The following is a 17,714-nucleotide window of genomic DNA, read 5'->3' as shown; positions in this document are numbered from 1 at the left end:
AAAATCACGGCCTTTCATTCATCATTCTACAAATTGATAGGATAGTTTTTCTTCATGGCGTTTCAAGGCCAACTGGATCAACTCTTCCACCAGATCACTGTACTTCAATCCTGTGTGTTCCCAAAGCAACGGATACATGCTGCGGGAAGTGAAGCCAGGCAAAGTATTGACTTCATTGATGTAGATTTCATTGTTTTTTGTCACAAAGAAATCGCAACGGCTCAAACCACTGCCGTCAAGCGCTTGGAAAGCGATTGTCGCATAATTCTGCAATTTGGCGGTGATCTCTTCCGGTAATTCAGCCGGAATCTGCAGCAGTACTTCTTCATTGCCGTACTTCTCTTCGTAGTCATAGAAATCTTTGGTTTTAACGATTTCACCGGGTACGGAGGTATGAACATCGTCATTTCCCAATACCGCGATTTCGATTTCACGGGCTTCGATGCCTTGTTCAACGACCACGCGACGGTCATAGCGGAAAGCCGTCTCGATCGCTGCGGTCAGCTCTTCAAGATTCGTAGCTTTGGAGATGCCGACGCTTGAGCCCATATTGGCTGGCTTTATGTACATCGGATAAATCAGGCTGCCTTCGCATTGGATGAAGATCTTCTCGCGGTCATTTTTCCAGTCGCTACGGGTAACGGCCACGTAAGGCACTTGCGGCAACCCTGCTTGTTGGAAAAGATGCTTGCTGACGATTTTGTCCATTCCGCTGGCGCTGGCAAGGACACCGCAGCCGACATACGGCATATTCAGGACTTCAAACAGCCCTTGCACCGTTCCATCTTCTCCGTTGGGGCCATGCAATACCGGGAAAATGACAGCGTCCTCAGACTGGATGTCTGCCGGTGAAATAAGTTCGCCGTAGGATTTCCCATCCTGCGAATCGGCAAAGCGCTTCTCGGAACCTGGCTCTAAATAAAGGTTCTCAGAGAATGCCACGGGTTCAGACAGGGATTGCCCTTGAATCCATGCGCCTGCCTTGGTGATATAGACGGGCACAACTTCATAATAGTTGAAATAGATCGCCTTTATGATTGAATGTGCTGTCAGAATCGAGATATCGTGCTCAGCGCTCTTTCCGCCGTAAATCAAATAAATTTTCATCGAGAAATCCTCCGAATTTTTTGATAACTACCTTAATCATGAAACATTGTACCATATTTATTTTTTGCCTAAAACGATTTTTGTGAAAAGTGGGTGGGCATCCGTCTTGCTGGGGCCAAAATAGCTGATTCCGGCTCAATGGATACAGAAAAAGCCTAAGTTCCGGCTTAGGCTTTCAATCAAAGTCTATGTCTATTTTCCACTCGTTGCGCTCCATGTCATAACAGATGGTGCCCACCGAATCCTTTTCGTTGAAACGGCCACCGATGCTGGCGTAACGGTCTTCCGCAATGAATAATGGGATACAGTATGTATTTTCTTCGATGCTCATCTGCCTGAAGGAGATTACGGCTCCTTCTTTGAAGATTGGAATGAATTCCTTCACGCGTTCGATCGGGAATGGCGCAATCTCTTTGTCTTTCTGATAAAAGCGCTTCTTCTCATTCACTTTTTCCTTCAACTTGACGGTGATGGCTTCGGCGAACAGCTCATGGAATTGCTCCAGGTAGCGATAGTACATTTTTATGAAGCCATTCGGCAACGTAAGATAGATGTAGTTGTTTTGCAATTTATAATAGAATGGTGAGTGCAGGTGTGTATGCGCATGGGCGATATACAGGATCTCGGATATTTCGATTGGGGTGAGGAGATGCAACATATCCACATTCACAAAATCAATCCATTTTCCCATAGCGGTTTGATTGTCCGTCCCTTTTTGGAAGAATGTTTTTACGTTTTCTTGGCCTTTGATAACCTGAAAACCGGTATGATTATCATATGTTCCGATGCTTTTTCTTCCGTCCACCAACAACAAGTTTTCCGGAAGCTTCCGGGCTAACTTTGTGTAATCCTTAACCGCTATCCCTTTGCTCAAAACATAATTGCTGACTGTTTCATAGTGAACATATAACATATCTTCGCTCATGAATGATCCCCCCCTTTCCGAAATATCCCTTATTATCATTCTACTACGTGCAAAACCGATTAAGGTATCAGTACCATGTTAATATTATTACAAATCCGTATCTTTTACAAAGATAATTTGCCTTTTTCTCCTATTTTTTTTCACAGCAACAAACTGAAAGGGTTTTCACATCAAAAACCGAACTTTATTTGTACAATTTGCATAAAACGTCCGAAAAAAAGAAGCTATTTACATAGCTTCTAATCGTTTGATTCGGTTTGCCGTTGAGGGGTGGGTCGAAAACAAGCCATCGCTTTCTGTTTCGCCCTCCTTCATCCGTTTGAAAGGATTCACAATATAGAGCGAGGCGCTGGCCGCATTCGCTGCCTCCATCGGGTCGCTTGTCGCTATTTTGCTTAAAGCGGATTTCAATCCTTCCGGGTTGCGCGTGAACTCAACTGCACTCGCATCAGCCAGATACTCACGGTTGCGGGAGAGTGCCAAGCGGATGATGGTGGCCACAAAGGGCGAAAGAACCAGGATCAGCAAGGAAAGGATCAGCAATATGATGCCCGCCCCTCCACTGTTATCGCTTCTGCGTCGGCGGCCGCCGCCACCCCAAAACATCATCCGGGTGCTGAACTGGGCCAAAAACGCGATCAATCCCGCTATCGCCAAAGCGACAGTGGATAAGCGGATGTCATAGTTGCGGATATGCGCAAACTCATGCGCCAACACCCCAGTCAATTCTTCCCGGTTCAGTTTTTTCAGCAAGCCCGTCGTCACGGCGACGGATGCCTTTTCCGGCGAATTTCCGGCCGCAAACGCATTCGGGCTTTCGTCCTCGATGATGAAGATTCTCGGAAAAGGCAACCGCGTCACGATCGTCATTTCCTCGACAATATTCCAGAGCATCGGGTACTGCGCTTTATCCGTTATTTCCTTGGCATTGTTCAGGCTCATGACCACTTGTGTGGATTGTGCCACCATGATGACAACGTAGGCCAATCCGATGATCAAAGCAAGCGCAACACCGGACAAGGCGTTATCCCAATTCAGATAGCCTATGGCCGCCCCCAATGCCGCAAACAGGAGAAAGAATAAGAATACGATCAGCACGGTGCGCCGTTTATTCTGCTCAATTTGTTGATGGAGCAAAGGTACTCACCAACTTTCCATCAAAATCATATTTTCTCAGAACGATACTTTCGGTACATTTTTTTCTTCTTCCGGGGTAGCCAAAACGACTTCCGGGCGGAACCCATGGACACCTGCCACAACATTGCTCGGGAATGTCCCTAATTTGATGTTGTATTGCGTAACACTCGAATTGTACAATTGGCGCGCATAAGCGATCTTATTTTCCGTTGCGGACAATTCTTCCTGTAATGCCAAGAAATTTTGGTTCGCCTTCAGATCGGGATACGCTTCCGCCAAAGCAAAAACGGTCCGCAATTGGCTCGACAGTTGATTGGACAGCTCCATCTTTTTGGCCGGATCTTCGGTTCCCATATCCGAAATCATGTTCCGCAAATTGATGACTTTTGTCAACGTTTCCTGCTCATGTTTTGCATAGCCTTTGACTGTCTCAACGATGTTCGGGATCAGATCGTTCCTGCGTTTCAACTGGACATCGATCTGGCTCCAAGCTTCCGTTACCCACAATTTATTTTTCACAAGACTGTTATACAACGAGATCCATACTGCCCCGATGATCGCTGCCACTACAATGATTCCTATTAACCAATCCATTTTGCTCACAGCTCCTTTTCTCTCTTGCCGACCTAACGGCTGACCTAGACAAATTTCCGTCTACACCTCTCATTATAGAAGAGTCTATTCGTTTTGTAAAAAAATAGACTAACCATCTCTTCGCCGAAAAGTGTTGGCTTATGTGATATCATGAAGGAAAGAAAATCAGATGAGGTGTCCGTATGTATTTCATCCCGCAACAAACCAAAAAAAATCTGCCCATCCTATTCAAAACCGAGCCGCTGTACAAAGACATCACCGCAGCCGAACTGCCTCGGGCTTATATTGACCTGCTGGAGGAACAGAACGGCGGCTATCTGTTGTGCTCCCGCATCCCGACCACAGAGCCGACCTCCGACGGCATCGATTACGCAGCCGTCCATACCATCCTCGGGCTTCACGACGATCCCAAGAACAGCCTGTATGCCCAACAAGACATTGCACGTACGGTGGGGCTGCCGGATTATTTTGTGATTTTCAGCAGCAACGGCAACCAACTCTTTGCCTTCGATTATTCAAAACTGTCCCCATCCGGAGAGCCGAGTATCCGGCACATCGACATCGAAACGGACAATTGGCAGACTGTCGCTGCCGATTTTGGCCAATTCTTGCGCTGCCTGACACCGGGACCGCTGACTGTTCCTGAAGAGATCCGGCTCACGCATACCGAAGGAGAGCACGCTTTTTTATTGGCCGACGCCGCGGAACTGCCAGAGCTGTTTTTGCACTTCGAGGATGACCCGGACAAACAATGGTATCTCCAATGGATAGAGCATTTTTCCCATCATCCCGATGAGGCCTGCCGAACAATCGCCTGCGAAGCGCTGGAAACGCAGATTCTTTACTTCAGGAACGAGCTGCCGGATACGGTCCACGCTGTGCTGGCGAACTTTCTGGCTGATCAGGATTCTGCGATCCAAGCACTGGCCAGAACGCTGGAAAAAGAGCTTGCGGATGAGTGAATACATGCGAATGCGCGCGGACAGTGCGCACTCGTTCCGCCCGCCGGAGAAGGGATCGCAGAATCAGCACCAACTCCGATGAGGAAGGGCTTCTCGGAGCTGGTGCTGCGAAAATGCCGTCACTTCCGACTAGGAAAGGCTCGCCGGAGGAGGACCCGAAAAATCAGTCGGAACTCCGGCGAAGCCTCTGTTCACCGGAGAAGACAGGAAACTTATAACAAAAGCTAAAAGCAGGGGATTGCCGCAACGCGGCACTTCCCTGCTTTTGTTGTTACTATTGTTCCTTCAGCCACTGTTGATAAAGGTTCTTCGTCTTGTGGCCTTTGCCGAGGATATCGAGCATCTCCGTTCTGCGTTTTGCTTGCGTAGCGGCTTGCTTGGCGCTGTAGATGTAGCGGGCCCAATCCCGCTGATAGCCCGGCGTCAGTTCCGCATAAAGCTTCGCAGCCTCCGGATGCTCAGCCTTCAGATATTTCTTCACATCCGGGATGAATTGCTCATAGTCGGCCACATTGCCGCTGCTTGCTTTGGTTGGCTTGCCTTTTCCTTTGACATCATTTTTCATCCCGACGAGCGTGAACGTATCATCCAGCTTGACCATCCGCGCAAATTTCAAGGTGCTGTCGCCGACATAACCGTTGCCGTCGTCCACGCCCAGACTCGGAAAGATGGCATCGCGATGCACCGATGTGTCATAGGTCTTGTTCCCGATTTTCGGATAAGCGATATAAAGGTAGCCTTCCGGATTCAGGCGCTCCGCTTTGATCGTATCCCATACGCGTTCATTCAGTTCCTCAAGCGTCAGGACATAGGAAAAAATTAGATCGTATTTCCCGGAATCCAAATCTGTATCATAGGAATCCAAGTCCGCAAAATCGTCAGACATGGCGCGTTCTTTCCCCAGAACGGCACGCTTTTGGAATTTCTCGAATCCCAGCCGCTTCGTGATCGGCGTTGTCGCCGGAAGTGGTTTGCCGGCGACTTGTTCCCCATAAAGTTGGTGCGCATGAGCGATGTCTTCCCGGATCATCTCCTTCAGCACAACTGTATCGATATCGGAAAGTTTATTGACGTACACGCAGCCCTTTCCGATTTTGTGTTTGCCGAGCTTCGCAAGCAATTCTTCCCGTTTTCCATCCGGCAACATAAAATAAAACGTCAATGCCGTCTTGCGCGGCGAAAAAGCTGCCAGCGGGGCATCGCCTTCATGGCCGCTCGCGTACCGGTAATGATATTTTCCGAAACCGATGATGCTCGGCCCCCACATTTTGGCTTCCTCTCCGGTCACTTCTGAAAACAACGACAACAGCGCGTAAGCATCCTCTTTCTTTTGCGGTTGCTGAATCTCCTCGATAAACTCCTGCACAGACACTTCCGTCGGCTTGGTTTTAGGTTCGTATGCCATCTTCGCTTCCCCTCTCGTTCCTTGTTAAAGCTATCATAGCAAACCCATCGACCACCCGCAAAATCCAAGCCTCGACGTCAGCCGGTTCATCGGAAATATACCGTTTCTCCGGTGAAAATAGGCTTCGTCGGAGTTCGCCCTACATTTCCTGGCTTTACCTCCGACGGGGCGGTGCTCATCGGAGGTGGGCCATCAAATTACCGGCGTCCTCCGGGGAGTGGGTCCTCACCGGAGCTGGCCACCGATTCCATCCGACATCCCATCTCCGGCGAACGGCGCTGCCTCTCAAATAAACCCCCACACCCCTACGAAACCAAAAAAAAGCCTTCCCGAAACCGGGAAAGCCCTCAAGAAGATTATGCTTCTTCTTCGTTGTTTTTGAAACCATATTTTTTGTTGAAGCGGTCCACACGGCCATCGGCTTGCGTGAATTTTTGACGTCCTGTATAGAATGGGTGTGAATCTGAAGAAATTTCTACACGGATCATTGGGTAAGTGTTGCCATCTTCCCATTCAACTTTTTCGCTTGAACCTTTTGTTGAACCTGATAAAAATTTGAATCCTGTAGTTGTATCCATGAACACAACTGTTTGGTAATTTGGATGGATTTCTTGTTTCATGTCTCTTTCGCTCCTTTTTGCCCTGGATTATTTACTAAGCCAGAGTTGTCTTTTTGTAATAAAAGGCCTACCGCAGGGTAATCCTTTTTAACGTTAAAAGGATACCACGCAAACAGCAAGAATGCAACGACAAATTTAAAAAACACGTTTTCCCCATCCAAGCAGCAGTGAGAAAAACGTGTTTGCGTTATTTGTAGAGAATGGCTGCAATCGCTTCTTCTGAAAGGCTGCTGTCGGCATTCAGGTTCGTGAATTGGCCCGGACCATCGATCCTCACAAGAGCAGGCACCGTGCGGACGCCCATTCTGTCGCGCAGATTTTGGATTGCAGGGTCTGTCGATGTGTTCAGACTGTCCAGATAATGGATCGTCAGGTTCTTTTCTTTGCGGACTTTGTCTAATTTAGGGACAAATTTCCGGCAATACGGGCAAACTGCTTTCCCGAGATAAACGACCGCTTTTTCGCCGGCAGCCAGTTTTTCTTCAAACTCTTCAGCCGTGATCTCTATGAATTCTTTTGTGTCTTCTTCGTAATTTCCTTTATTGAAAAGCATTTGAAAACCTCCAGTTTTGCGTTTTGATAGTTCCACTATACCGGGAAGCTGTAAAAAATGCTCATGATTTGCTCACACGCTGTCCGGAACGCTTCTATTTCATCAACGCAATCCGGGTCAGCAGAGCTTCATTGTTTTCGGTCGTATTCATCTGTTTCAGGAAGCTCTCGGTGTATTCCAATGCATCCCCGCGCATGCCGCGGCGGACTTTGTAGATACTCTCCATCGTTTTCGCATCCAGCAGGAGGTCTTCTCTGCGGGTGCCCGATTTCTTGATATCGATGGCTGGGAAGATGCGTCGTTCCGCCAATTCACGGGAAAGCACAAGTTCCATGTTCCCTGTTCCCTTGAATTCTTCATAGATGACTTCATCCATCCGGCTGCCGGTGTCGACAAGCGCGGTTGCGATGATCGTCAGACTGCCGCCATCCTCGATATTCCGGGCTGCACCAAAGAAACGTTTCGGGCGATAAAAGGCTGCCGGATCGATCCCTCCGCTTAACGTACGGCCGCTTGGCGGAATAACCAAGTTATAGGCACGGGCCAAACGCGTCAGGCTATCCATCAAGATGACCACATCACGTTTGTCTTCGACAAGGCGCATGGCTCTTTCCAGGACGAGTTCCGCCACCCGGACATGATTTGCCGGTTGCTGGTCGAAAGTCGAGGAGACGACATCTCCCTTCACACTGCGCTCGATATCCGTCACTTCTTCCGGACGCTCATCGATGAGCAGCATGATCAATTCGACATCGGGATGATTGGTGGTGATGCCGTTCGCGATTTCTTTCAGCAAAGTGGTTTTCCCTGCTTTAGGAGGTGCAACAATCATCCCACGTTGACCGAAGCCGATGGGCGAGAACAAATCGACCATCCGAGCGGTTACGTTTGTCCGTGTGTTCTCCAACTTCATCTGATGGTTCGGGTAAATGGGCGTCAATCCTGGGAAGTGCGAGCGCTCTTTGGCTTGATCAGGCCGTTTTCCGTTCACCGTACTGACTTGCATCAGGCCGTAATAACGTTCGGATGCTTTCGGAGGTCTGGCCTTTCCGGCTACTTTGTCCCCATTGCGCAGATCGAAGCGTCTGATTTGCGACGTCGATATGTAAATGTCTTCTTGGCTCGGCGAATAGTTGATCGGCCTTAAAAAACCGAATCCTTCCTGAGCAACGATATCTAAAATGCCCTCGGTCATGAAGAATCCCTGTTTCTCCTCTTGGGCACGGATGACCGCCAAGGACAATTCTTTTTTGTTCATTTGGCTGTAGTAGGGGATCTTCAGTTCTCTGGCATAGGTGTATATTTCTTTCAGCGTCTTACTTTCCAACTCATGCAAGGTAAGCATATCTTCCAAACAGCTCCACCTTCCTCTCTTATCATTCTGATGATGCTTGTTTCTGGCAAAGGCAATATACAAAATATTCAAAACACCTCCAAAGTCTTTTACTGCTTTGAAGGTGCTCCTTATTATCATGTTGCGCGAAGAAGTTTATTCTTCGTCTTCAATCATTTTGATGTCTGCGCCCAAAGCGGTCAGTTTTTCGACGATATGATCATACCCTCGCAAGATATTCTCGATACCGGAAATTGTGGTTGTGCCTTCCGCCATCAATCCGGCGATGACCAGACACGCTCCAGCACGCAGATCGCTGGCTGTAACTTCCGCACCGGTCAATTTGTTTGGGCCTTGCATGAAGATCATGTCACTTTCCACCTTGGCCTTCGCACCCATCCTGCGGAGCTCCGGGATATGGTTGACGCGCTTCGGATAGATGGTGTCGATGATGGTGCCGTCACCGCTCGCTTTCAGCAAGAGCGGAGTCAGAGGTTGCTGCAAGTCTGTCGCAAAACCAGGGTAAGGCAACGTCTTGATGTGGACCATCTTCAGGTTATCGGATTTTTTGACCAGGATGCTGTCCTCGCCGATTTCCATCTCTACGCCCATTTCTTCCATTTTTGCGATCAGGCTTTCGATATGCTCGACGATCACGTTTTTCACCAACACACGCTCACCCATCGCTGCGGCAGCGGCCAGATAGGTCCCTGCTTCGATGCGGTCAGGTATCACGGTGTGTCTGCAGCCATGTAAGCTTTCCACGCCTTCGATCCGGATAATGTCCGTCCCGGCTCCGCGGATTTTCGCGCCCATGTTGTTCAATAAGATACAGACATCGATGATTTCCGGCTCTTTGGCCACATTCTCGATGATTGTTTTGCCTTTAGCTTTGACCGCAGCCAAGATGATGTTGATCGTCGCTCCGATCGAAACCACATCAAGATAGATGCGATCGCCTTTCAGACCTTCTTCCGGTGTAGTCAGATAGATGGCGCCCATTTCATTGCGCACCGTCGCGCCCAAAGCCTCGAAACCTTTGATGTGCTGATCGATCGGTCTCGGGCCCAAGAAACAGCCTCCAGGCAGCCCGATGACGCCTTCACCAAATTTTGAGAGGATAGCTCCCATGAAATAATACGAAGCACGCAAGCTTTTGATTTTTCCGGTAGGCATCGGAATGGAAATCATGTTGGTCGGATCGATCGTGATGATGCCCTCATCCTCATCAAAAGACACTTCAACATTGAAATCCTCAAGGATATCTATCAGAGAGTGCACATCCTGAATGTTGGGGATGCCTTCCAAGATGACCGGGGAGTCCGCCAAAATGGCAGCCGGAATCAGCGCAACCGTACTGTTTTTCGCTCCGCTGATGGTGATTTCACCGTTCAACGGTTTATTCCCCTCTATAACTAATTTTTTCATAAAAAAGCCTCACTTCATGTGTAGTTGCCGAACGAAAAATCGTCCGGAAATAAATGGAATCGCTCGCACGGATTGCCTATCACAGGGAAAACGGCGCAACGATAACGAAATACCATTATTTTTAGTTTTATTCGATTGTTGGTTGGTCATTTACAATTCTAACAAAAATACAGGGTCCATTACTAGTTTTTTTATGCAATCGTCTGCTTTCCGCTATATTTCTCAATTTGATACGGCCGAACAGCGAAAAAAAGATGACTATCATGCCTCAATCACGCTTCAAATGAAGACAACTGCCCTACCTTATGATGTAATGTTAACACAAACTCAGAAATATATGGAAAATGAGGCGCCGATGCAAGAACATTCGGGAAAAAATATGAACAAAAAAGGAGGTCCGGAACATAGGCCCCAGACCTCCTCGAAGATCGTTTGATTAAATTAAGCTTTGTTGCTTGAACCGAAAACTTGCATTCTTTCTTTAACGACAGCAACGATTGCTTCTTTACCAGGTCCGATAACTTTACGAGGATCGTAAACGTTAGCGTCTGTAGCTAATTTTTCTCTTACAGCAGCTGTAAAGACTTGTTGGCATTCAGTGTTCACGTTGATTTTTGAATGTCCGAACTCGATAGCTTTTTTGACTTGGTGTTCTGGAATTCCTGAACCACCGTGCAATACTAAAGGTTTGTGAGTCAATTCAGAAATTTCTTTCATTTCGTCGAAACCAAGTACAGGTTCGCCGGAGTAAGGTCCGTGTACAGAACCTAACGCAGCAGCCAATGCATCGATATCTGTTTCAGTAGTCAAACGTAAGCATTCAGCTGGATCAGCGTATTGGATTCCGCCAGTGATTCCATCTTCAGTTCCGCCGACAGTTCCGATTTCAGCTTCTACAGAAGCGCCTTTAGAATGTGCGTACTCAACTACTAATTTAGTTTGAGCAATGTTTTCATCGATAGGGTAATGTGATTTGTCGATCATTACAGACGAGTAACCAGCATCGATAGCGGATTTGCAGCTTTCAAAGCTTGTACCGTGGTCAAGATGCAATGCTACAGGAACAGTGATGTCCATAGTTTCTAGTAAAGCATTAGTCATAGCTGCAACAACTAAATGTCCGCCCATGTATTTTGCTGCGCCTTCAGAAACACCCAAAATAACTGGAGATTTTTCTTCTTGTGCAGCTTGCAATACAGCTTGCGTCCACTCAAGGTTGTTGATGTTGAATTGTCCTACGGCATACTTTCCTTCTAACGCTTTGTTTAACATATCTGTCATACTTACTAAACGACTCATTCTTGTTGCCTCCTTGGAATCCATTGGTCTATATTTCTTACAACACACCTATTTTAGCAGAAAATGAAAATATTTACTACCTTTTCAGTCAAACCTGCTCATTAAAATACAATATCAGTCAAATCAGGAGAGGAATGTCCCGCTTATTTGCCTGCGTTTTCCAAAGATGCCGCGATGAAGCCGTCAAAGATCGGCTGCGGTCTGTTCGGACGTGAGATGAACTCAGGATGGAACTGGGCAGCAATATAGAACGGATGGTTTTTCAATTCCACAATTTCCACCAAGCGTTGATCAGGGGATACACCTGAGAAGACCATGCCTTTTTCAGCCAAGATATCACGGTAAGCATTGTTGAATTCATAACGATGGCGATGACGCTCTTGGACCATATCGGCATTGTGGTAAAGTTTCTTAGCCAACGTGCCTTCCTTCAATTCGCAAGGATACAGGCCTAAACGCAGCGTGCCGCCCATTTCATCGATGTTCTCTTGGTCTGGCATCAGATCGATGATGTTATTTTTGCATTCCGGATTGGTTTCCGCTGAATCCGCGTCTTCCAAACCGACAACGTTACGGGCAAACTCCACACAAGCCAATTGCATGCCCAGACAGATACCGAAGAACGGCACATTGTTTTCGCGTGCGTATTGGATGGCAGCGATCTTGCCTTCGATGCCGCGGTCTCCGAATCCGCCCGGGACAAGGATTCCGTCTGCAGTAGCCAAGTGCTCCTGCGCGTTCGCAGTAGTCACTTCTTCCGCGTTGATCCATTGGATATCAATTTCGGTATTGTGCGCATAACCGGCATGTTTCAATGCTTCAGCCACAGACAAGTAAGCATCCTGCAGTTCCACATATTTTCCGACTAGAGCGATTTTAGTCGTTTTTTCAAGGCTTTGGACTTTTTCGACCAAGGCTTTCCAATCCGTCATGTCGGCTGGCGGCAGATCGGACAGGCCAAGATAATCGCAGACGATCTGATCCATGTTCTGTTCCTGCAGCATCAAAGGAATTTCGTACAACGTCTCTACGTCACGGGATTCGATGACCGCTTCAGGTTTCACATCACAGAAAGATGCCAGTTTGTTTTTGATGTGTTGCGGCAATGGCATTTCTGTACGCACAACCAAGATGTTCGGTTGGATACCAAGGCTGCGCAATTCTTTGACGCTGTGCTGCGTCGGTTTTGTCTTCAATTCGCCGGCTGCACGCAAGTAAGGGATCAATGTCGTGTGGATATACAGCACATTTTCAGCGCCTACTTCCATACGCATTTGACGCAAAGCTTCCAGGAATGGCAAGGATTCGATATCCCCGACGGTTCCGCCTACTTCAGTGATGACGATGTCCGAATCTGTCGTTTCTCCGGCGCGCATGATTTTTTCCTTGATTTCATTCGTTATGTGCGGGATGACTTGGACAGTAGCCCCTAGATAGTCCCCTTTGCGTTCTTTACGGATGACTTCGGAATAAACTTTTCCGGTCGTCACATTTGAATATTGATTCAGGTTGATGTCTATGAAACGTTCATAGTGGCCTAAGTCCAAATCGGTTTCGGTGCCGTCATCAGTGACGAACACTTCCCCGTGTTGGTAAGGACTCATCGTGCCTGGATCCACATTGATGTAAGGGTCGAATTTTTGGATTGTGATCTTCAATCCACGGTTTTTCAGCAAACGTCCCAAAGACGCCGCAACGATACCTTTACCGATTGAAGATACTACCCCGCCTGTTACAAAAATATACTTAGTCATTTTTTTCTTCCCCCTGTTTTTGAATGTGCAAAATTATGTCCGAAGGATTCTCCAACGCTGCAATAAACAAAATAAAGCTCCCTGTTCTTAAGAACAGGGAGCCGTAAAAATTCAACGTATACTTTCCAAAAAGAAATACTTTTTGGGAGCCCAATGAAGATGATACCTCCAATTACATGAGGTGTCAAGAAAGAATTGGGGACCGGGGGACTGATTACTCCTCTTCGTCCTTTTCTTTCGCAATGAACTCTTCTTCCTCTTCGAACTCTTCTTCCTCTTCAAGATCTTCCTCTTCGATGATCAAGGTCAAGTCTTCTTCGATGCCACTCGTGATGTCATCATCGTCATCCGTGATATCCACAGCATCAACATCATCGACTTCATCCTCATCCACATCGATTTCTTCGTCTTCGTCAGCAACGTCGATATCTTCCGGATCGTCATCATTATAATCGATTACATCATCATCATCTTCTGATGTAGCGAATGCATTCAGCTTTTTGCGTTTCTTGCGGCGGACTTTCACTTCATCCTCATCGATACTGGAAAGAATCTCTTCATCGATTGAATCAATTGGATACCATGAACGCAATCCCCAACGATTTTCTCCTAAAGAAATAAAGCTGCCATCAATGTTCAAGTCCGTGTAGAAACGTGTCATCTTGCCTTCCAATTCTTCTTCCGACATTTCAAGATAGTCCTGTATCTGAACCAATAATTGGTTAAAGTCCAGTACGTCACCGTTTTCTTCGAAAATTGCGTGTGCAACTTCTATCATTGACAATTCGTTTTTGCTAGTACCATCTAATTGCTTCAATTTCAATGGTGTCACGTCCTTTCAAAAGTTTACTCTTAATCATACAATACTCAGGTGGTAAATTGCAATTCAATTCGATAATCTCCCAATTTTTGTTCGTTCATTTGGAGTTCGTAATGCAAGGTGACTTTTCCGGCAAACGGCTTTTCCTTGAACTCCAGCAACATTTCATGGGTGATCGTTTCGATTTCCATCAGTCCGGCCGGCGTCGGGAGCATGGCCATGCCTTTTCCTTCTGCATCGAAGGTCATGCGGCTCGTCTGTTCCATTCTGCGGATAATCGTCATCTTGCCTTCACGGGACAGTTTGAAAGTGACCGATACAGCTGTTTCGGCTTCGATATAGCGCAGATAGAGCCAGTTGCCCATTTCCACGATTTGACCCATTCCTTCATATAGGAAGCTTTCCTGCTCCCCTTCTTGCTTAACCAGCGTTTCCAATTGGAACTCGATGGGCATTCCTTCTTTTAAAGACAAGCTTTTCCACCTCATTGACCATCGTGCAGTCGCACGGGTTTTTCAAATACAGTATAGCGGTACAAATAAGCGCTGGTCAATCATTTACGGGCTGATTTTCCAAAATGCGAAGAAATCCTGTCTTTCGCTGCAATTCACCGTCAAATCTTTCTTGAACTTTGCTATAATGGGAGCAGAAACAGCAACAAAGATAAGGAAACGCATATGACAAGCCATTTAAAAAACAACATTTATCATATCTACGATACTTCACATGGAGCATTCGGAACCGATCCTCTCTCGCACTTCGCGATGGGCGACGCTTTGATCAGGTTGGTCGGGAACGCTGAAGCTCCGGCAGCTCTGCATTTTTGGCCGATGGAAAAGCTGGTCATTCTCGGCATGATGGACACGCGCCTGCCCCATCTGGAGGACGGCCTGCGTTACTTGCGGAGCGTTCCGACCGATATCGTCGTCCGCAACGCCGGCGGATTGGCCGTCGTTGCCGATGAGGGGATCCTGAATTTCTCCTTGGTGCTTCCCGAAACCGAGAATGCCAAACTCACGATCAATGACGGTTATGTTCTCATGAAGGAACTGGTTGAGCAGACTTTTTCCGATTCCGAACAAACGATCGAAGCTTTCGAAATCAGCGACTCCTATTGTCCGGGCGACTTCGATCTAAGCATCAACGGCAAAAAATTCGCAGGCATCGCGCAGCGCCGTTTCAAAAACGGCGTGGCCATCATGATCTACATGAGCGTGACCGGCGATCAGCAGCAGCGCGGGGAAATGATCCGCCGCTTCTACGATGAGAGTCTGCAAGGCGAAGAGACCCGTTGGCATTTCCCGGCCGTCGACCCCGCTTCCATGGCAAACTTGGCGGAATTGCTGGGCAAACCGCTGACGGTAGCCGCTGTGAAGGAACGGATCCTGTCCGTCTTCGCCAGCAACGGCAATACGCTACTGCCCGGGGAATACACGGAGCGTCTGATGTCGGAGTATGAAACAGCCTATGCGAAAATGAAGAAACGCAATGAACAAGTCAATCAGGAACAGCAGTCCTAAACGGAATGACAGAAAGAGGCGATGCGATTTGAGTACACACTATACCGCGGAATTATTGCCGAAAGAAAAAGTATTTCGTGACCCTGTCCATGACTACATCCATATCCAATACCGGATCATCATGGATCTGATCAATACACCTGAATTCCAGCGTTTACGCCGAATCAAGCAATTAGGGACTTCTTCCTATACTTTCCACGGCGCCGAACACTCCCGCTTCAATCATTCTTTGGGAGTCTACGAAATCGCCCGCCGCATCTGCGACAAATTCGTCCGGAATTACCCCAGCAAAGAGCCTGGGGATGGCCTTTGGGATGATAGGGAGCGGCTCGTGACGCTTTGCGCCGCTTTATTGCACGATATCGGCCATGGCCCCTTCTCGCATACCTTCGAAAAAATATTCGATACAGACCATGAAGCCATCACGATCGAGATCATCACCTCACCGGATACCGAAATCAATCGGATCCTGCAGCAGATCGGACCTGATTTTCCGAATCAAGTGGCCGCCGTCATCGCCAAAACCTACGATAATCCGCAGGTGGTGCAACTGATCTCCAGCCAGATCGATGCGGACAGGATGGATTACCTGCTGCGCGACGCCTATTATTCCGGCGTCACTTACGGCAATTTCGACCTGACCAGGATTTTGCGTGTGATCAGGCCTTACGAGAACGGCATCGCCTTTGACATTTCCGGCATGCACGCGGTCGAGGATTATATCGTCAGCCGCTATCAGATGTATATGCAGATCTATTTCCATCCGGTTTCCCGCGGCATGGAGGTCGTTCTCAGCCATCTGTTGAAACGCGCGAAGGATGTCTATTTGGATGAAAAAACCGAATTCCGGCATACCGCCACATTCCTGACGCCGTTCTTCAAGCAGACTTGGACGCTGAAAGATTACCTGCGTTTGGATGACGGGGTCCTGACGACCTACTTCAATCATTGGCTAGACGAAAAAGATCCGATTCTGAACGATCTGGCCCATCGTTTCGTAAACCGTCATCCTTTCAAATCGGTCCGCTACACAAAAGGACGAGATGATGCTACACTGGAACGCATGAGTGCACTCATTGAGCGCATGGGCTTCAACAGGGACTACTACACCGCTGTAAACAACAGTTATGACCTGCCTTATGATCTATACCGGCCGTACCAAGCCACCACCCGGACCCAGATTGAGCTTGTCCAGAAAAACGGCAGTTTCCTGGAGCTATCGCAAGCAAGCTCAATCGTATCGGCTTTGACGGGCAAGGTCCGCGGGGATGAACGTTTCTACTTCCCGCGCGAAATTACCCACAGCGACGAGGAGGCGGGCATCAATCTGTTCGAGTCCCTTTCGCAGGAATTTTCAACCTTTTTCGAGAACGATGAAATTTTACCAACCCAACAAACAGGAGGCACACTATGAACATCAAATTAATCGCCATCGACATCGACGGCACATTGGTAGACCCGGAGTTCAAAATCACCCCGGATGTAAAAGCAGCCATTACGGAAGCGCGTGAAAAAGGCGTCAAAATCGTACTCTGCACCGGCAGACCGTTCCCGGGCGTGAAACGCTACATCAAAGAATTGGAATTGGATCAGGACGAAGATTACGTCATCACCTACAACGGCTCTTTGGTGCTGTCCACCGCAACAAATGAAGTGCTCGTTTCGCATACATTGGATTACAGCGACTTCGTCAGAATCAACGAATTGGCCGATAAGTTCAACGTGCATACGCACGGGATCGACAACGAAGCCATCTATACCGCAAACAAAGACATCAGCATCTTCACGACACGCGAGTCTTTCATTACGACGATGCCGATCCGCTATCGCTCATTGGCGGAATTGCCGGAAGATAAACTGTTCACGAAAATCATGTTCATCGACCAGCCTGAGCTGTTGGAAAAAATGATTCCGGCGATTCCAGCGCAGTTCCATGAAGACTATGTGATTGTCCGCAGCGAACCGCATTTCCTGGAAGTGCTGAACAAAGATGCCGGCAAAGCCAGTGCTTTGGTCGAATTGGCCGCCTTGTTGAATATCGACGCGGAAAACATCATGGCCATCGGCGACAACGAGAACGACCTGAGCATGATCGAATATGCAGGCGTAGGCGTCGCGATGGGCAATGCCGTCGACAAAGTGAAGGAAGCTGCGGATTTCGTCACCAAATCCAACGCTGAAAGCGGCGTAGCGCACGCAATCCGGACTTACCTGAACAAATAAATCGAATTTTTTCTGAGATGCTACATTTTGTTGA

Annotated in this window: 17 protein-coding genes; 4 read left to right on the top strand and 13 right to left on the bottom strand. The window is 47.8% G+C overall.

What is annotated here, in order from left to right; genetic code table 11:
* Positions 1-21: 21 nt before the first annotated feature.
* The 4 genes from PH235_RS03650 to PH235_RS03635 form a co-directional block, all read right to left on the bottom strand.
* On the bottom strand, positions 22-1,107 hold the full coding sequence (locus tag PH235_RS03650) for a D-alanine--D-alanine ligase (RefSeq protein WP_272161067.1): 1,086 nt from the start codon (positions 1,105-1,107) through the stop codon (positions 22-24).
* A gap of 175 nt (positions 1,108-1,282) precedes the next feature.
* Positions 1,283-2,032, bottom strand: a complete 750-nt coding sequence (locus PH235_RS03645; protein ID WP_272161066.1) for a hypothetical protein — start codon at positions 2,030-2,032, stop codon at positions 1,283-1,285.
* Positions 2,033-2,260: 228 nt separating this feature from the next.
* Positions 2,261-3,169 (bottom strand): zinc metalloprotease HtpX, encoded by a 909-nt coding sequence (htpX, locus tag PH235_RS03640; protein ID WP_272161065.1) that lies wholly within the window; start codon positions 3,167-3,169, stop codon positions 2,261-2,263.
* A gap of 36 nt (positions 3,170-3,205) precedes the next feature.
* On the bottom strand, positions 3,206-3,763 hold the full coding sequence (locus PH235_RS03635; protein ID WP_177208645.1) for a LemA family protein: 558 nt from the start codon (positions 3,761-3,763) through the stop codon (positions 3,206-3,208).
* Between the two features lie 182 nt (positions 3,764-3,945).
* Here PH235_RS03635 and PH235_RS03630 point away from each other — a divergent pair, with 182 nt between their 5' ends.
* Positions 3,946-4,725 (top strand): SMI1/KNR4 family protein, encoded by a 780-nt coding sequence (locus PH235_RS03630; RefSeq protein WP_272161064.1) that lies wholly within the window; start codon positions 3,946-3,948, stop codon positions 4,723-4,725.
* Positions 4,726-4,999: 274 nt separating this feature from the next.
* Here PH235_RS03630 and PH235_RS03625 read toward each other — a convergent pair whose 3' ends face one another.
* The 9 genes from PH235_RS03625 to PH235_RS03585 all read right to left on the bottom strand — a co-directional run bounded on the left by PH235_RS03625 (position 5,000) and on the right by PH235_RS03585 (position 14,410).
* The gene (locus tag PH235_RS03625) at positions 5,000-6,130 is read right to left on the bottom strand and encodes a YdeI/OmpD-associated family protein (protein WP_272161063.1); all 1,131 of its coding nucleotides are present in this window, start codon (positions 6,128-6,130) and stop codon (positions 5,000-5,002) included.
* Positions 6,131-6,486: 356 nt separating this feature from the next.
* Entirely contained in the window at positions 6,487-6,750 is a 264-nt protein-coding gene (locus PH235_RS03620; protein WP_086987004.1) for a type B 50S ribosomal protein L31, read from the bottom strand.
* A 187-nt stretch (positions 6,751-6,937) separates the two neighbouring features.
* The gene (gene traF, locus PH235_RS03615) at positions 6,938-7,303 is read right to left on the bottom strand and encodes a conjugal transfer protein TraF (RefSeq protein WP_272161062.1); all 366 of its coding nucleotides are present in this window, start codon (positions 7,301-7,303) and stop codon (positions 6,938-6,940) included.
* 94 nt (positions 7,304-7,397) lie between these two features.
* Positions 7,398-8,657, bottom strand: coding sequence for a transcription termination factor Rho (gene rho, locus PH235_RS03610; protein WP_106449945.1), 1,260 nt, complete (start codon positions 8,655-8,657; stop codon positions 7,398-7,400).
* Positions 8,658-8,792: 135 nt separating this feature from the next.
* The gene (locus PH235_RS03605; RefSeq protein WP_272161061.1) at positions 8,793-10,064 is read right to left on the bottom strand and encodes a UDP-N-acetylglucosamine 1-carboxyvinyltransferase; all 1,272 of its coding nucleotides are present in this window, start codon (positions 10,062-10,064) and stop codon (positions 8,793-8,795) included.
* 441 nt (positions 10,065-10,505) lie between these two features.
* Positions 10,506-11,363 carry a class II fructose-1,6-bisphosphate aldolase gene (fba, locus tag PH235_RS03600; protein WP_106449947.1) on the bottom strand — a complete coding sequence of 286 codons (858 nt, stop codon included), beginning with the start codon at positions 11,361-11,363 and terminating at the stop codon, positions 10,506-10,508.
* 143 nt (positions 11,364-11,506) lie between these two features.
* Positions 11,507-13,117 (bottom strand): CTP synthase, encoded by a 1,611-nt coding sequence (locus PH235_RS03595; protein ID WP_272161060.1) that lies wholly within the window; start codon positions 13,115-13,117, stop codon positions 11,507-11,509.
* Between the two features lie 214 nt (positions 13,118-13,331).
* On the bottom strand, positions 13,332-13,940 hold the full coding sequence (gene rpoE / locus PH235_RS03590; RefSeq protein WP_272161059.1) for a DNA-directed RNA polymerase subunit delta: 609 nt from the start codon (positions 13,938-13,940) through the stop codon (positions 13,332-13,334).
* Positions 13,941-13,984: 44 nt separating this feature from the next.
* Positions 13,985-14,410, bottom strand: coding sequence for a DUF1934 domain-containing protein (locus tag PH235_RS03585; protein WP_170100273.1), 426 nt, complete (start codon positions 14,408-14,410; stop codon positions 13,985-13,987).
* A 204-nt stretch (positions 14,411-14,614) separates the two neighbouring features.
* Between PH235_RS03585 and PH235_RS03580 the strand changes: the two genes are divergently transcribed.
* The 3 genes from PH235_RS03580 to yidA are packed head-to-tail and all read left to right on the top strand — an operon-like array spanning position 14,615 to position 17,680.
* Positions 14,615-15,457 carry a lipoate--protein ligase family protein gene (locus PH235_RS03580; protein ID WP_272161058.1) on the top strand — a complete coding sequence of 281 codons (843 nt, stop codon included), beginning with the start codon at positions 14,615-14,617 and terminating at the stop codon, positions 15,455-15,457.
* 28 nt (positions 15,458-15,485) lie between these two features.
* On the top strand, positions 15,486-16,871 hold the full coding sequence (locus PH235_RS03575) for an HD domain-containing protein (protein ID WP_272161057.1): 1,386 nt from the start codon (positions 15,486-15,488) through the stop codon (positions 16,869-16,871).
* Positions 16,868-17,680, top strand: a complete 813-nt coding sequence (gene yidA, locus PH235_RS03570; protein ID WP_272161056.1) for a sugar-phosphatase — start codon at positions 16,868-16,870, stop codon at positions 17,678-17,680. Before PH235_RS03575 ends, yidA begins: the two co-directional genes overlap by 4 nt.
* Positions 17,681-17,714 lie beyond the last annotated feature (34 nt).

Origin of the sequence: Trichococcus sp. K1Tr (genome assembly GCF_028309625.1) — a bacterium.
GTDB lineage: Bacteria > Bacillota > Bacilli > Lactobacillales > Aerococcaceae > Trichococcus.
The sequence above is the reverse complement of the archived record's forward strand: the minus strand, read 5'-3'. Positions and strand labels throughout refer to the sequence as shown.

What these genes read in the sequence shown, in the direction of transcription:
- PH235_RS03650 (WP_272161067.1), bottom strand. Translation starts at nt 1,107, where the DNA reads ATGAAAATTTATTTGATTTACGGCGGAAAGAGCGCTGAGCACGATATC.
- PH235_RS03645 (WP_272161066.1), bottom strand. Translation starts at nt 2,032, where the DNA reads ATGAGCGAAGATATGTTATATGTTCACTATGAAACAGTCAGCAATTAT.
- PH235_RS03635 (WP_177208645.1), bottom strand. Translation starts at nt 3,763, where the DNA reads ATGGATTGGTTAATAGGAATCATTGTAGTGGCAGCGATCATCGGGGCA.
- PH235_RS03630 (WP_272161064.1), top strand. Translation starts at nt 3,946, where the DNA reads ATGTATTTCATCCCGCAACAAACCAAAAAAAATCTGCCCATCCTATTC.
- PH235_RS03625 (WP_272161063.1), bottom strand. Translation starts at nt 6,130, where the DNA reads ATGGCATACGAACCTAAAACCAAGCCGACGGAAGTGTCTGTGCAGGAG.
- PH235_RS03620 (WP_086987004.1), bottom strand. Translation starts at nt 6,750, where the DNA reads ATGAAACAAGAAATCCATCCAAATTACCAAACAGTTGTGTTCATGGAT.
- traF (WP_272161062.1), bottom strand. Translation starts at nt 7,303, where the DNA reads ATGCTTTTCAATAAAGGAAATTACGAAGAAGACACAAAAGAATTCATA.
- PH235_RS03605 (WP_272161061.1), bottom strand. Translation starts at nt 10,064, where the DNA reads ATGAAAAAATTAGTTATAGAGGGGAATAAACCGTTGAACGGTGAAATC.
- fba (WP_106449947.1), bottom strand. Translation starts at nt 11,363, where the DNA reads ATGAGTCGTTTAGTAAGTATGACAGATATGTTAAACAAAGCGTTAGAA.
- PH235_RS03595 (WP_272161060.1), bottom strand. Translation starts at nt 13,117, where the DNA reads ATGACTAAGTATATTTTTGTAACAGGCGGGGTAGTATCTTCAATCGGT.
- PH235_RS03580 (WP_272161058.1), top strand. Translation starts at nt 14,615, where the DNA reads ATGACAAGCCATTTAAAAAACAACATTTATCATATCTACGATACTTCA.
- yidA (WP_272161056.1), top strand. Translation starts at nt 16,868, where the DNA reads ATGAACATCAAATTAATCGCCATCGACATCGACGGCACATTGGTAGAC.